At 39.1% G+C, this 13,777-nt stretch carries 14 protein-coding genes; 4 read left to right on the top strand and 10 right to left on the bottom strand.

Going from position 1 to position 13,777, the window contains the following annotated elements; translation table 11 throughout:
* The first annotated feature begins 60 nt into the window (after nt 1-60).
* Nucleotides 61-579 carry an outer membrane beta-barrel protein gene (locus CWB72_RS13730; protein ID WP_138632348.1) on the top strand — a complete coding sequence of 173 codons (519 nt, stop codon included), beginning with the start codon at nt 61-63 and terminating at the stop codon, nt 577-579.
* Between the two features lie 83 nt (nt 580-662).
* On the opposite strand, the gene prfH is transcribed toward CWB72_RS13730, so the two are convergent.
* From prfH to CWB72_RS13700, 5 genes are all read right to left on the bottom strand, one after another.
* Complete coding sequence (gene prfH / locus CWB72_RS13725) at nt 663-1,283, bottom strand: peptide chain release factor H (RefSeq protein ID WP_138632345.1); 621 nt, start codon at nt 1,281-1,283, stop codon at nt 663-665.
* Nucleotides 1,280-2,446, bottom strand: a complete 1,167-nt coding sequence (locus tag CWB72_RS13720; RefSeq protein ID WP_138632342.1) for an RNA ligase RtcB family protein — start codon at nt 2,444-2,446, stop codon at nt 1,280-1,282. The genes prfH and CWB72_RS13720 overlap by 4 nt, the downstream gene beginning before the upstream one ends.
* A gap of 497 nt (nt 2,447-2,943) precedes the next feature.
* Nucleotides 2,944-3,162, bottom strand: a complete 219-nt coding sequence (locus tag CWB72_RS13715; protein ID WP_138562441.1) for a TIGR02450 family Trp-rich protein — start codon at nt 3,160-3,162, stop codon at nt 2,944-2,946.
* 227 nt (nt 3,163-3,389) lie between these two features.
* Complete coding sequence (locus tag CWB72_RS13705; RefSeq protein WP_171037305.1) at nt 3,390-4,187, bottom strand: substrate-binding periplasmic protein; 798 nt, start codon at nt 4,185-4,187, stop codon at nt 3,390-3,392.
* 63 nt (nt 4,188-4,250) lie between these two features.
* On the bottom strand, nt 4,251-5,447 hold the full coding sequence (locus tag CWB72_RS13700; RefSeq protein ID WP_436409857.1) for an alpha/beta hydrolase-fold protein: 1,197 nt from the start codon (nt 5,445-5,447) through the stop codon (nt 4,251-4,253).
* A 21-nt stretch (nt 5,448-5,468) separates the two neighbouring features.
* Here CWB72_RS13700 and CWB72_RS13695 point away from each other — a divergent pair, with 21 nt between their 5' ends.
* Nucleotides 5,469-6,146, top strand: a complete 678-nt coding sequence (locus CWB72_RS13695; protein ID WP_138632335.1) for a hypothetical protein — start codon at nt 5,469-5,471, stop codon at nt 6,144-6,146.
* A 472-nt stretch (nt 6,147-6,618) separates the two neighbouring features.
* Here the strand turns inward: CWB72_RS13695 and CWB72_RS13690 are convergent, their stop codons facing one another.
* From CWB72_RS13690 to CWB72_RS13680, 3 genes are read right to left on the bottom strand one after another with little or no spacing between them, the layout of a single operon-like run.
* Nucleotides 6,619-7,803 (bottom strand): porin, encoded by a 1,185-nt coding sequence (locus CWB72_RS13690; protein ID WP_138632332.1) that lies wholly within the window; start codon nt 7,801-7,803, stop codon nt 6,619-6,621.
* Between the two features lie 17 nt (nt 7,804-7,820).
* Nucleotides 7,821-8,234, bottom strand: a complete 414-nt coding sequence (locus tag CWB72_RS13685; protein WP_138632329.1) for a phosphate ABC transporter substrate-binding protein — start codon at nt 8,232-8,234, stop codon at nt 7,821-7,823.
* Nucleotides 8,235-8,248: 14 nt separating this feature from the next.
* On the bottom strand, nt 8,249-9,328 hold the full coding sequence (locus CWB72_RS13680; protein ID WP_138632326.1) for a porin: 1,080 nt from the start codon (nt 9,326-9,328) through the stop codon (nt 8,249-8,251).
* A 159-nt stretch (nt 9,329-9,487) separates the two neighbouring features.
* Here CWB72_RS13680 and CWB72_RS13675 point away from each other — a divergent pair, with 159 nt between their 5' ends.
* Nucleotides 9,488-11,101, top strand: coding sequence for a methyl-accepting chemotaxis protein (locus tag CWB72_RS13675; RefSeq protein WP_138632323.1), 1,614 nt, complete (start codon nt 9,488-9,490; stop codon nt 11,099-11,101).
* A gap of 218 nt (nt 11,102-11,319) precedes the next feature.
* Here the strand turns inward: CWB72_RS13675 and CWB72_RS13670 are convergent, their stop codons facing one another.
* Complete coding sequence (locus CWB72_RS13670; protein WP_212747895.1) at nt 11,320-11,751, bottom strand: TraR/DksA C4-type zinc finger protein; 432 nt, start codon at nt 11,749-11,751, stop codon at nt 11,320-11,322.
* 227 nt (nt 11,752-11,978) lie between these two features.
* Nucleotides 11,979-12,446, bottom strand: coding sequence for a hypothetical protein (locus CWB72_RS13665; protein ID WP_138632320.1), 468 nt, complete (start codon nt 12,444-12,446; stop codon nt 11,979-11,981).
* A 298-nt stretch (nt 12,447-12,744) separates the two neighbouring features.
* On the opposite strand from CWB72_RS13665, the gene CWB72_RS13660 reads away from it, so the two are divergent.
* A complete protein-coding gene (locus CWB72_RS13660; protein ID WP_138632317.1) occupies nt 12,745-13,743 on the top strand; it encodes a sphingomyelin phosphodiesterase in 999 nt (332 codons plus the stop codon).
* Nucleotides 13,744-13,777: the final 34 nt, after the last annotated feature.

Genomic DNA, 13,777 nt, shown 5'->3' with positions numbered 1-13,777 from the left:
TACAGATCTGAGGTTATTTAGGGACAATAATTAAAACATTAAAATAAGAAAGGGATTCATATGGCATTTAATAAAGCAGCCTCACTATTTACGTTGCTCTGCACTACCGCTTCCACTATCCTTCTTGCGTCTGAGACTCCATTTTTCATTGGTGCGGCAACAACTATAAGTGGTTATGATGATAACGATAATCAAACCTATAAAATTAACGCAGGATATCAATTTAATAAGTACTTTTCTGGAGAATTAAACCATCTCGATTTAGGAGAGAGAGCCATATATGATGGTACAGGCGACCTAGCAGCAAATGCATACTCTTTAGGTATGATTGCACAGTACCCAATAAATCAATGGTCAATTTACGGCAAACTTGGACTACTCAACTGGAGCCAAGATTGCGTCATTATAACTCCTTCGGACAAGACCAACATAAGCGAGTCTGGTGTCGACATATCATATGGTGTTGACGTTAATTATCGCCTTAATCAACACCTCTCAATAAAGACTGAAGTTGAAAGTGTTAAAGTAAATGATAACTCTGACATTTTGCTTGCGCTAGGTTTTGACATTCACTTTTAATTACTTGTTCAAGCTATAACTGTTGAGCCGAATACAGCATTCGGCTCAAGACTCCTCTAAGAGCTATAAAGTGTTCGTTGAACTTACACCTCTTCTTTAAACCGCTCACCTTTAAACGTTCTGCTCGGATTACCACGCTGTACCTCCCAGTGCTGCTGCCACCGAGACTTATCTTGCTCAGAGGCCTCTGTTTGCTTCAGCATTTCTAGTTTTTGTAACAGTAACGCTGTTGCTAGACGCTTGTTCGCATGCTGACTGCGCTCACTCTCAACCCTAACCATTAAGCCTGTTTCTCTGTGCATGGCTTGCACTGCAGAGTCAGTTTTATTGACATGCTGACCGCCTGCCCCTGACGCTCGACAAGTTTGATAATCAATCGCCTTATCAAACTGCTGCGCATTCACTTCATAAAGATTGCCACTGAAAAACCAATTTTTACGTTTATGCTTAGCTCGAAATGGGCTTTGGCAAACCCATAACAGTGCACCTTGCCAATGATGCGCAAACTGTTTGGCCTTTTGTGTTGCCTCAAGCTCAATCAATATAGATTTAAAGCAGCCTTTTTGCTGAGCACCTACGGCTTCCACAATCGAGTAATCAATATTTTGAGCTTGGCACTCGCGCTCAATGGTTTTCAGTGCCAGTCCTACGGCCTTACAGCATTCAATTGGCCCTTGTCCTGAAGTTAATTGTAATAACATCATGTACTACACCCTCCATTGGTTTTAAAGGTCAATATCGGGCGAAGCCTTGCAATAACATCGATTAACCCCGCTTCTTCTAAGTCGGCAATAATGGTTTGTGCCTTTTTATACGCTTGAGGTGCTTCGTCATATAGCAACTCTTTGTTTGCGCAAATCACCCGACTGCCAAGCTCAGTTTTATATAAGTCATCGCGTTTATATTTATGGCTTAAGCGACCTTGGCACTCACCACGCTTCCACTTTCTACCAGCGCCATGTGCTAACGAATACAGACTCATGTACATTGCTTCGTCAGCATCGTCTCTGGGCTTAACCAAATAGCTATAATCACCACGAGAACCCGGAATAACAACCGCGCCACAGTCACTCGGTGTTGCACCTTTTCGGTGTAAAAAGCCTTTCATGCCTCCAATTTCTTTTGCAGTCACTAAGTTGTGATTTACATCTAAAATGACATTACCATCTGCGCGAATGGCGTCTAAAAAGCGCTTTGCTATCATCTCTCGATTAAGCTCAGCCCAGCGCACCGCTTCATCATGCTGTTCAAAATAATGCGTAAAGCTTTGCTCTGAGCTTTGTAAGCCATCATGGTTGTGTTCAGTGATATGTTTGACCAGAATTGACTGGCCTAACCCACGAGAACCCGAGTGCACGAGCAATTGCAATTGCTGCTTAGACAAACCTAAAGCTGAAAAGGCTCGCTCGTTATACACTTCATCGACCGCTTGAAATTCAGCAAAGTGATTGCCTCCACCTATAGTGCCAAGCGCATGATCAAAACCTTGTACACGTATGTTTTTCTCATTTCTTCGCATTTGGATGATGTCGCTCCAGCTGTCATCCAGCGGCAACTCAATGTCTTTGAGCTTTTTAACGATTTTATCTAGGTTTACCTTTGACACCTTCAACGACGATTGCCACAAAGCCATACCACAACCTATGTCGTTGCCCACTAACGCAGGATAGATTTTATTTTTTGTAAAAAATGCCGCACCAATTGGATAGCCTCGGCCTGGATGTAAATCTGGCATGCCTGAAACTCGATGCATACCTGCCAGCTCTGATGTTTTAATTAGTTGTTGTGTAGCCAACCCTTCAATCCAAGTATCTTTGGATGCAATTAAGTTGACCGAATCTGTTAATTTTTGGACTGATTTGCCCATAGTACCAATACCTTTCTTACTAAGAAAAAGATGGTGGATCCAAAAGGTTAATCAGACTGACTGCTTTATTCGCTACAAAATAGTAAGCGAAAGCAATTACTTTAGGCGTAATATGAAAGTTAAAGCCGTGCCAAAGCGATCAGAATAATACTGATTGTTAAACCTAATTGGGTCGTATTGGCAGGTCTATTTATACTTGGAAGTGACCGATGAGAAAGCATGACAGAAACTAATAAGTTAGTTTCTAATTAATCGCTTTTTAGCGGACAAGACCTGCAAAGGATAAATTGTTATGTGACATGTTTTTCTCCTTTACAGTTGGTTGATGAAATAATAAACGCTCAATGAATGAGCGGGCGCAGTCTAAATTTGACTGGCCCTTTTTGCAAGACAATTTGCAAAAATTTTCACTATAGTTATTTATTTGATGTAAATAATCAGAAAAAGATAAAAATAATAATTTTGAACTTTTAAGAGTATTTCAAAGATTTTAACTGCTATTTCCAGCCCATCTTCCACACTTTTGGGTTTTTTAGATCGCGCCAGTTAATTTCTATTTCGCGCTTGGTCATTACCGCTTCGATGATGCATTCAATCACCCGACCTTCTTCATCAAACTCGACACAGGTCACCATAAAGTGCTTTTCTTTTGATTGCGGGTGAACGGCGGTCCATTTACTGTTTAACAGTTTGCGTGGGGTTAAAGTGTGCTGCATAAAGTTGAAATGAGTTTTCTTGAATATGAGTTTATTTACGCTTTAAATCGCTAAACTGATCAGCCTGCTACGAAAAGGCTTAATACCCATCCTCTTAATTAAGTGATCTATTTTGAGGCAAGTAAAATTTGTCGGTAGCGAGGCGGAAATTTTGCTATTTAGTTGTTCTAAATAAGAAATTTTCAACGAAGCTAACGTCAGTTTTAATCCCTCAAAATGATTAAGTATTATTGAGGATTGGTATAATATCCCGCCATAAGCTGGCGCTCTGACGCTTCAAACTGCTGCTTTAATTTAACTCTTGCTTGCTCAACTTTAGGATCTTTCAGCGCTTTGCGAAGCGCCGCTTCTAGGTATTCATCTGTATCAAGTGTGAGTGCAAGCGACAAGCCCTGACTCGCAAATCCGGTGTCATCAAATTTGGTCAAACGCTGTAGTTCATTCATATCATGACCAAGTGACTTCAACTTACCTGATACAGCAAATACAGTACCGACAAAGCGGTCGACACGCCCTTTCAACAGTGCGTGTAATGCTTGAGCTGAATTAAGTGATTTATGTATATTATCTTCACCGAAGTGATGTTTAATACTCATCATCTTATGTGCATTGCGTTCAACGGCAACCTGTAATTGCCTACCTTCTGGATCAGGTCGTCCTTTCACTTTCCAGATATACTGCTGACCGGTATAAACTTGCGTTAACCAAGTAAAATGCGGTTCTCGCTGTGGGGTTTTAGACATTGAGAGAATAAGAATGTTTGGGTGGTAAGCATCCCTTTCCATGATACGAGCCCAAGGCTTACCATTAAATTCAGCTTTGAAGTCTGCATTTTCTTTCGCGACAGCAATTAATAACTCAGCAAAATCAATAATAGGGCCATGGCCCTTATTATTTGCATCAATGGTTTGAAACGGTGGGTTATGTTCAAATACCACCGATAAGCGAGGACTCTCAGCCAATGCCGAGCAAGCAATTAAGCAGCAATAAAAGAACAGACACAATTTCATTATTTGCTTGCTCAAACTTCTCATCCTATGAGTATAACCAGCAATCGTAACTTTGCTTTGTTACGACCGCCTTGAAAGCTATAGGTTAGCCGCTGCTTTTAACCTAGTTTGCGCATCCATTAGCATGTCGTAATAAGGGTATGACTTATCAGCGAGCTTTACGGCCTTCTCTAAAAACTCAAACGCTTTTTTGTTATCTTCTTTTTGTTCATAACCATAAGACAACCCCCACCAAGCATCGACAGAGTTAGGGTGCAGCTTTGTATTGTGAGCAAAAACTTGAATGGCTTTATCGTAATTACGCATGCCGATAAGCTGATAGCCTAACTGTCTAACTGCATTATCTGGTGGTGTGATCTGCTCACCCCATTGCTCAGAGAGCTTTTTATAATACGCATCAATAGAACTCATGTCGTACGTTAGCTTTTTCAACGGCATTTGCTTAGCCATAAATAGATTATGGTAGGCATTAAACGCCCCTGCCGCAGATGTTAGGTTGTGAGATACGCCATCGAGCGCATCACTCACGTAAGACAATTTAAACGGCTTATTATTCTGGATAAACTGCTGCAAATCGTCATAACGCTCCCGCATGACACCGGCTTCTTCACCGATATTCATATAAAGATAAGTATCTAGGGTTTTGTTTTTCTTTAAAAACTCTTTTGTGCGCGTCACTGCTGCACCATAATTCCACCAAACCGCAGGGCTATAAGCTAAATGCGCTTGGAAAAGGTTCGGCTTTTCGGTCATCGCATAAAGTGCAAATACCCCTGCTGCCGACGCGCCACCAATGACTTTATAATCATGGGTACGATATTTTTCATCGATAAGTGGCATGAGCTCCTTTTCAAAAAAGTCTAAAAACTTTTTACCTCCCCCCCCTAACCCAACTGGACCTTGCGGCTCTTCATTTACGGTCGGATATAAATCTCTCAATCGCTCGGTATTTTCAATCGCCACTATAATGGCTTCTGGCGCGGCATTGTTGCTTTGTAAGCGCTCAAGCACAGAGGTGATCAAAGGCAAATTACCCGCACCATCTAAACGGTAAATGACCGGATACGCTTTATCAGACTCGGCTTTATAGCTCTTTGGTAACTGCACAACGACAGTGCGTTCTTCATTTAAGATGCTTGATTTAAATACATGAGTAAACTGAGTGTAATCAGCAGGTTCTTTGGTGGCTGATGTTTGAGAAAGTGCCAGTGGAGAAACGACAATTGAAGACAGGGCTAAACTAAGAGAAAGTGCCAAAGGTTTAAGTAAATTCACGAATCATCCTTTAAAAACAATGTGGTTATTCGTTCAACATATCAAGAAAATGACAACCTGATCAAACGCTATATTGAACTAGAACTAGGGGAAGTCGTAAAAGAGCGCGACTTTTTAAAAGCGATTTTAAACAGCGATGAAATGACACTGAATGAAGAACTCATTGACATGCTACAGCAATTACGTGTGAACTATCACATGACGCAGCAAAAAGTTATTTTGCAAAGCTTTGGCCAACCCATTGAGCCACATTTGCTAGATGTAACAACCATGTTGAATGCGTTATTACAAGAATACACCACCTTTTTAGCACTCGACGAAGCCAAGCTTTCACTCGACCACTGCACAAAATTCCTTCAGTTTAATATCAAAAGTATCGCCAACAACCTGATTGACCACTCGGTCACTCCATTTTTGACTAAAGAAAACTTTCCGATGCCATTACCATCGCATAGTAAGTTTATGCAGCAACAGGCAATTAAAGATTTACTCGAAGAGATCAAACAGTTTGCACAAAGCCAAGATAATGCCATTGAGGAAGAAATTTACAATACACTCAGTTTATTAGAACAAGAACTCGAGCAAAGCTCAGCAAACAAAACACTACAACGCTCACTCATTGCGAACCTGCGGCAATTTAGTACACTCAATAAACAACTTGATGCACTCTCACCATTGCTTGACCTACAACTTGGTTAAACATTCATAGGTTTGAATGACATTAGCTTACACTCCAACCATCTATTTTCCTTTAAATTATCTTTATTTTAAATCTTGAATTCAGATACTTATTTAAATACGTTGAAGTCACAACTTCTTTAGGTTGCTTAAATTTAAGAAAAGTTAGAGCGATGTTACTACTTATAATTGCAAAATAGAGTATGGATATTTAATTTCAGCCGTAAAAAGTGTTTAAGTTATATAATTAACCTCACTGATTATATGGCTCATGCTATTACAGGTTGGCCGCATCAAAACACTAAAAGCAAAATATACATTGTGCACTGCCATTACGAAAAAAATGGACGAGCAGTTTGAATCGTTAAGTTTCGTTTAGACTAAAAAACCGAGTTAATCTAAAACTCGGCTTTTGTATTCATACATTCAAAATAAGTACACTTAATTTTAAAACAACTACAAAAAATGCCAGCTTTTATTGAAACATGTCTCTTTAAAAAACTAAATCAACTCCAAAAAGGAGCAAGCCAGTATTAACCCCTGTTAAATCATCTTCTAACTTCGTTAATTGTGCTTTAAAAGTAGCTGAAGTATGAAAATCATATTTAACTGTAAGAGAGTAAGTATCAGAGCTTGCTCGCTGAGAAGCCAATGCGGAGTTAGTTACATCTTGAAGATAAATATTAGAATTTGGGACAACAATGGGGATCTCAATACCGTTAGGACCAGGAATTACTCTTGGCACTTGATTAAACTGATCCCGACTATTTTCGTCATCATTATTTTCATAGGTTAGACTTAAAGTGATTGAGTCAAACTGATAACCTATTGAGACATAATATTGTTGCTGTTTAGCGAAGATACTGTTGTCTATTTCAAACTCAGTGTATTCTGCATCAAATATAATATTTTCATGATTTATACCAATACCAATCGCTGCGAAATATGCATCATCTTCAATAACTTCAATGTTGCTGCGTTGTTCAGTTAAGCCATATGCTTGTAACCCACCAATTAATGCACTGAGATCCGCACTGCCACTCAAATCTATGGTCGCCTCTGTTACTAAGTAGGCAACCCTAGTCATAAACCAATCGTTTGACAACGTCCAGTTAAATCCGAAAGTATCTTTCAATTGCCCACGATCTGAGTCTGTTATAGCGCTAAATTCGGTATCAACTGCACCATATAATACCTGTAAGCTGCTATCCCATTCAGATATATAACTTGTATGTAAGTAGCTCACCCCTTCATATGTTGAAAAGTTGAGGTTGTAGACAGACTGAGGTGGTTTCGCCCATCTATACGCGTAACCTACGTCAAGAAAATCAGAGTAACGGTAAAATGGAATTCTCAATTTACCTGTGCTTATTTGCGAGTTTTCTGAAATACTATAGGTCAAATAAGCCCATTCAAATTCAGCATTAAAGTCATTGTTACCGCGAGCCAGCACTTGCGCTGTAGCAGATAAGCCCTCTGACAAATCTGAACTTAATTGAATGGCAAACAAACTTCCATTTTGCCAGTCAATTTCATCACTATACCCATATAATGATTCACCTTCATCGAGCGTTTTTCCACCGTATATAGATGCAAAACCATTGATTCTTACCTCAGCATGACCCAGAAATGATATGAATAACATGCAAGTAAATAAAATTAAGTAAACCTTTTTCATAATAAGTATCCTTGTGTTTAAAAGGATTGAATGACTTTTACGCTACTATCTGCACTTCCTTGCTTAACAAAACCAATGAGATTTGGGTTGCTTGCAACTAAGCTTAAAACTTCAGCATCACTGCTGGCCTCTTTTGGCGGCGTGCCTTTCCCAGTAAAAACCAACTTAGACCAGTAAGCCTTCAACTGGCTTGACGACTTTTTAAGCACTTTCTCATTAAACTCAGAAGTCACTGCGTTACCATCGCCTTGTGTTAGTGGCAATGCTTTAGAGCCATCGGCGAACGATTTAGCCTTGCCTATGAATATTTTCTTTATCTGATCTGCATCAATCGCATTAGCATTTGAAGGGTGGACTATTACGTCAACTCCGGCATTGGCAGCGAAAGAAGAAATTAGTAATAGTGCCATTAAAAAAATTACGTTTTTCATTTTTAAGATCCTCATTAAAACACCATATCAATACCGATTGTGATAGCTTTACTATCACCAGCTACTGCTAAAGAAGTTGAATTATCTTCAACATCATCATATTGAATTTTAAATGCTGCGCTGGCATGGAAATCCCACCGCACCCCCATTGAAGTTGTATTATGATCCTCTCCATCCTCACCACCCTTTTGTTTAAAAGCAGAGTAGGAAATAAAAGGCGTTAATGAATTAAACCTATATCCAAGAGTTAACATCGCTGTATCTAAGTTGCCGTCAAGATCTAACCGATTAAGTTCGCTCCACACAAATAAATTTCCAAAATCGGCATTGGCAGCAAAGCCATAAAAAGTACCATCACGTTCATTTTTACCGTCCCAAAGTGCTGGTTCACCAGAACGATAGCGCTGATTGGTATAAGTCATTATGGTCGCCCTTAACTCTAGCCAATCGTTACTGCCTTGGAGTACACCTCCAAGCATATCTTTCCACACCTCTCTGGTTGGCTCTTGAAAAAAGAAATCAGATAAAAGCTTGTTTTCTTTATCATCCTCTCGGCCATAATAAATATTGCCCATTAATGACCAATCCCCTATGTCACCACTATATAAGGCATTAACTCCGTTATAGTTAAAGATTTGCCAAGTATAATTATCGGCTGGCGCTCTCATCCACACATAGGCATAACCAACATCATAGAAATCTGAATAATAAAAAAGTGGTAAGCGTTTTTTACCTGCTTGTATTGTCCATGAGTTATTAATTTCATAAGAGAGGTAAGCCCATTCAAACTTGGCATCAAAGTCGTTAGCACCACGAGAGACAATTTGCGCGGTGGCACTTAACCCTTCACCCAAGTCAGCTGAGACTTGAAGACCAAACAATGATTCAGGCTTAAACGAAATATCCTCATTGTAAACACTCACTATTGGGTAGTCGGCTAAAAAGGTTGGCTCATTGATTCCGTAATGAGGGACCCCTGAGCCACTGAGTACTTTACCTGCATTAATACTTGTAAAGCCTGATATGTTAACTTCTGAATAACTCGGTAAAGCATTAAAACACAATGCACAACCTAGTATCACTTTTCTATACATTGTTCATTCCTAATTTGCTTGATTTACGTTATCTGCAAAATAAGTATAGTGAAATATCGAGAAAATCTAGATTTTTTGAAAAAATAGGCAACAATTAGGAAAGAGAAACATAACAATTGCATTCAAAATGAATTCAGCAAATAGGAATCAGATGTAGCAATGAAAAATCTCAGCAACTTAAGTATAAATAAAAAGATACATCTCATTACCGGCTTAACAATATTGCTACTGATTGCTATTTTGGTGATCAGTAGGAATACCATGGTTGATAATGAAAAGTCGATCAACGAAATAGCCAATGTCAGCTACGAAGTCGTTAAATATGCCACGGCCAATAAATACCTAGTACAAAATTTAGATGAGCTATACACGCAGTCGGTTACCTTTGGAGATGAAGAGCTAATCGCTAAAGCACAAGAAACTAGCGCTCAAATAGAGCAAAATCTTAAAAAGTTATCCAGACTTTCTCCTCAAGATAATAGTGTTAAAAGCATTAATTTATTAAATGAATACAACCTGATAGCAGAAGAAATTGCATCAGGAATGATAAATGACACAATCGATTTTTCGAAAGTTCAGCAAAAAGCTCAGTCTAAAACAGAAAAATATGAAAAGTTAGTAGAACACTTTCAAAGTATACAGAGCAATTCTGATCAAAGGTTTCAATTACTCATTAGTAACACACTAGAGCGTTCTAGTGACTCTATTGGTTTTACGCTTGGTATTATTGCTATCGCTATCATCCTATCAACACTCCTTGCTATTTATATTGCGCAAGCAATAAGTCAGTCAGCGCAAGAAGTAGCAAGCTCATTGAAACAACTCGCTAATGGTGGGGGGAGTTTGAGCAGTACTCTGAAGGTTCGTGGTGATGACGAAATAGGCCAAGTTTCTCACTATTTCAATGGCTTTATTGCTCTTCTCAAAGGCTCAGTAGAGAATGTAGTATCTGTTGTAGACCCTTTAACAAAAAGCTCAGATCGCTTGTTACAAGGTATGGAGCTGGCCGAGAGTGCAACTAATAAGCAATCTCAGGATGCCGAAGTTGTTCGTCAATCAATGGAAGAAATGAAACTCAGCGTTGGTGAAATATCAAACTCAGCGGCTACTGCTGCAGAAGCAGCTACCAGAGCGGAAAAAGAGGTTGAAATAAGTGCTAAACAAATTGATAGCTCAGTGGAACAATCTAATATGCTAAGAGACGAAATTGAATCTGCTTCTGCAACCATAGATCAACTGGCTAACGATACACAAAATGTAGAGCAAATACTCAATGTTATCACCTCTATAGCAGAGCAAACTAATCTGCTCGCATTAAATGCAGCCATTGAAGCAGCAAGAGCTGGTGAACAAGGCAGAGGATTTGCTGTTGTAGCAGATGAAGTTCGAGAGCTTGCGTCAAGAACTGCAAAATCCACAAGCGAAATAAGAGATTTACTCAATACACTCACTGCCGCAGCCAACGAATCTGTTATAGCAATGAATATGGCCATGGAAAAAGCAAGGCAGAATTCAGAAAACGCTGAAAAAACCGGTTTATCCGTTCGGAAAATATCAGAGCAGATCCTAGCTATTAACGGTATGAACGCTCAAATTGCTACCGCAACAGAAGAGCAAACGTCAGTTGCTTCAATCGTTGTTGATAATGTTTCGAATATGCATGCATCATTTCAATCTACACTTAACTCTCTTGAAGAAGTTCGTCATGTGGCGACAAACCTGCATGAGTTGTCAGATAAACTCAAAGACGCAACTGGACAGTTTAATCTATAAATAATCCTCAGTGTTATTAACAATCAGTACAAAACACTTCAGTCTTGTACTGATTCAAGTAGTTGAAGTAAAACCTTAATCACACTCATGTAAAGCTTTTGCTGATTTAAAAGTAAGCAAGCTATATATTGATTTTTAGTCATGAAAAGCGATACGCCAATATTCACCTTGACTAGATAAGAATGGGATGACATTCCCTTTATCAAGTTATAGCTACTTTAATCTTTCTTCAGATGTTCTTTCATTTCCATCACAGATTTCACATCAATGCTATACTCGGCAGTCGGTCTCGCCAGCAAACGGGGAATACCTATCGGCTCACCCGACTCAAGACAAAAACCATAAGTTTCATGACGAATACGTTCAAGCGATTGTTGGATCTTAGGCAACAAACGCTGCTCACGCTCGACAATACGAATTAATAAACTAGATTGCTCTTCCCAAGCCGCTTTATCTAACGGATCTGTAGTATCAGGTTTATTCAGCATTTGCTCTTTCGCTTCTCGAATACGCTCACGCGTCGTATCGTGAAGCTCTACCAACTTTAGTCTAAAAAACGCTAGTTGCTCGTCATTCATATACTCCTCTTCTGGCGCATTAATGATTTTTTGTTCCATCTCTGCAAGAGACTCTGCACTTATTGTTTCCATAAACTTCACCACTACTATTAAATCAACATGACAATCAATAAATTGTTATAACATAACAAATGTAGCAGGTTTTAGTTTTTGAGATATAAATTAAACGCTAATACTCGCCAATCAAATATAAATATAATTTAAATAACCTCAACAGCAATTTTGAATGTCCACTAAAAACCGGAGACATTCAATAATAACACGACATTTTAATAAACCCATGTAGATCCTTGCGCCTCTTAACGCATCAGCTCAGCAATAATACCCGGCTCAGAAACCCCCGCTTCTTTCATCGACTCTTGTAGCATTTTAATGGCATCATGACGTGCAAACTCGAGACTATTAATCTGATTCTGATGCATATCCAGCACATCTCGTTTCGTGTCAACATCTGGGTAGCTGGCTTCTTTTGCCTCAGCAAGCGCCTCTTTAGCAGCTTCGATCATCTCTATAAGCCGCTCAATGGCCTTTATCATTTCTTTAATATGCTGTGGGAGTTTATCTTTGGGGTCTTCCGATTCTTCTTGGAGTTTTTTTCTGCCTTCCATTGAAATATGGATCGACTCATCCTGGCTTTCAGTTGCTTCTTCCGCTTTTTCTATTTTTTCCGTTTTATCTATTTTTTCCGTTTTTTCCGTTTGTACGTTCTGGTCTTTTGCGTTAGTAGACGCATTAAGATAGATGGGTATTGTATTGCCAATACGCATTATTCTTCCTGAATTTTATTAACAATTTATCTGTTATCGGCAAATGTATTCATTGCTAAAGTGGTAACTTATTATTGACTATGTTTCTCTTATCGTTGAGCGCAACAGAAAAGCCATAAATCCGTAATATAACCAACTGAAAACCTTCATATAAAAAGCATTTTAACGCAATTAAACCGACTCTTTACAACACTATTTTAGCCGTGAAATAACAGCTTTTTTAGGTCGTTATTTCAAGCAATTGGAGTGTTCAAATGTCATTGATGATTTAAATCATAAAATAATTGTGGAGAACAAAATGAAAATACAGTGTGTCTTATTGTGTGCTTTGGCTCTATTAAGTCCACATAGCAATGCCGACTCATTAAAAGTAATGGCTTACAATATTATGCAACTGAACGTTCAGGATTGGGATCAAGCCAATCGCGCTGAGCATCTATCAACAACAATTTTAAATCTTAGCAACAGCCCGGATGTTATCCTTATCAGTGAAGCATTTAATACTGAATCAGAGCAAGCGTTGGCAAAACTCTCTCATCTTTACCCATATCAAACACCAAATGTTGGTCAAGATTGCAGTGGCTATGGCTGGGAAAGTTTAACAGGCGACTGTTCAAACAACCCCTTTGTTATTCGTGGGGGTGTCGTTATCTTATCGAAGCACCCTATCGTGACACAAAAAGCACATGTGTTTAACAATAGCCTAACTGACAGCTGGGATAACTTTGCAAATAAAGGTTTTGCTTACGTCGTAATTAAAAAGAATGGTGCCAAGTACCATTTAATTGGCACACATTTACAAGCAACACACGATGACAACACTGAAGAAGAGCATGCTGTACGCATGGGGCAGTTAGGTGAAATACAAAATTTTATTGAGCGAGAGAATATTCCAGCTTCAGAGCCAGTTATCATTGGTGGTGATATGAATGTAGAATGGAGTAATCAAGCGGAAGTTGCAGATATGCTTGATGCAGTTCGAGGCGGATTGTTATTTAAAACACCAGTAATCGGGTCATTTCCTGCAAAGCATAACTGGTTTACCAAAGCTAACGCCTACTATTTCGACTACAGCTTAGAATATAACGATACGCTTGATTATGTGTTTTGGCATCAAGATCACAAACAGCCTGTTAATTCCCCAGAAATGTCTGTGCGCTACCCTAAAGCAGAGAATGATTTTTATTGGAGTTATTTGCGCGGTAATTGGAACTTGCCCTCTGGCAGTTACTACCATAACGGTTACTACAACGAGCTCTCTGATCACTACCCTGTGCAAGTTAACTTTGAATTTTAATGAAAAATGGAAGCCTACAGGCTTCCATTTTTGC

The sequence above is a fragment of the Pseudoalteromonas phenolica genome, assembly GCF_005886345.1.
Classification (GTDB): domain Bacteria; phylum Pseudomonadota; class Gammaproteobacteria; order Enterobacterales; family Alteromonadaceae; genus Pseudoalteromonas; species Pseudoalteromonas phenolica_A.
Note: the sequence above shows the minus strand (reverse complement) of the source record. Positions and strands in the feature narration are given on the sequence as shown.

Bases quoted from the DNA above. Each gene is read 5' to 3' on its own strand.
- CWB72_RS13730 (WP_138632348.1), top strand. From the start codon at position 61: ATGGCATTTAATAAAGCAGCCTCACTATTTACGTTGCTCTGCACTACC.
- prfH (WP_138632345.1), bottom strand. From the start codon at position 1,283: ATGATGTTATTACAATTAACTTCAGGACAAGGGCCAATTGAATGCTGT.
- CWB72_RS13720 (WP_138632342.1), bottom strand. From the start codon at position 2,446: ATGGGCAAATCAGTCCAAAAATTAACAGATTCGGTCAACTTAATTGCA.
- CWB72_RS13715 (WP_138562441.1), bottom strand. From the start codon at position 3,162: ATGCAGCACACTTTAACCCCACGCAAACTGTTAAACAGTAAATGGACC.
- CWB72_RS13690 (WP_138632332.1), bottom strand. From the start codon at position 7,803: ATGAAAAAGGTTTACTTAATTTTATTTACTTGCATGTTATTCATATCA.
- CWB72_RS13685 (WP_138632329.1), bottom strand. From the start codon at position 8,234: ATGAAAAACGTAATTTTTTTAATGGCACTATTACTAATTTCTTCTTTC.
- CWB72_RS13680 (WP_138632326.1), bottom strand. From the start codon at position 9,328: ATGTATAGAAAAGTGATACTAGGTTGTGCATTGTGTTTTAATGCTTTA.
- CWB72_RS13675 (WP_138632323.1), top strand. From the start codon at position 9,488: ATGAAAAATCTCAGCAACTTAAGTATAAATAAAAAGATACATCTCATT.
- CWB72_RS13670 (WP_212747895.1), bottom strand. From the start codon at position 11,751: ATGGAAACAATAAGTGCAGAGTCTCTTGCAGAGATGGAACAAAAAATC.
- CWB72_RS13665 (WP_138632320.1), bottom strand. From the start codon at position 12,446: ATGCGTATTGGCAATACAATACCCATCTATCTTAATGCGTCTACTAAC.
- CWB72_RS13660 (WP_138632317.1), top strand. From the start codon at position 12,745: ATGAAAATACAGTGTGTCTTATTGTGTGCTTTGGCTCTATTAAGTCCA.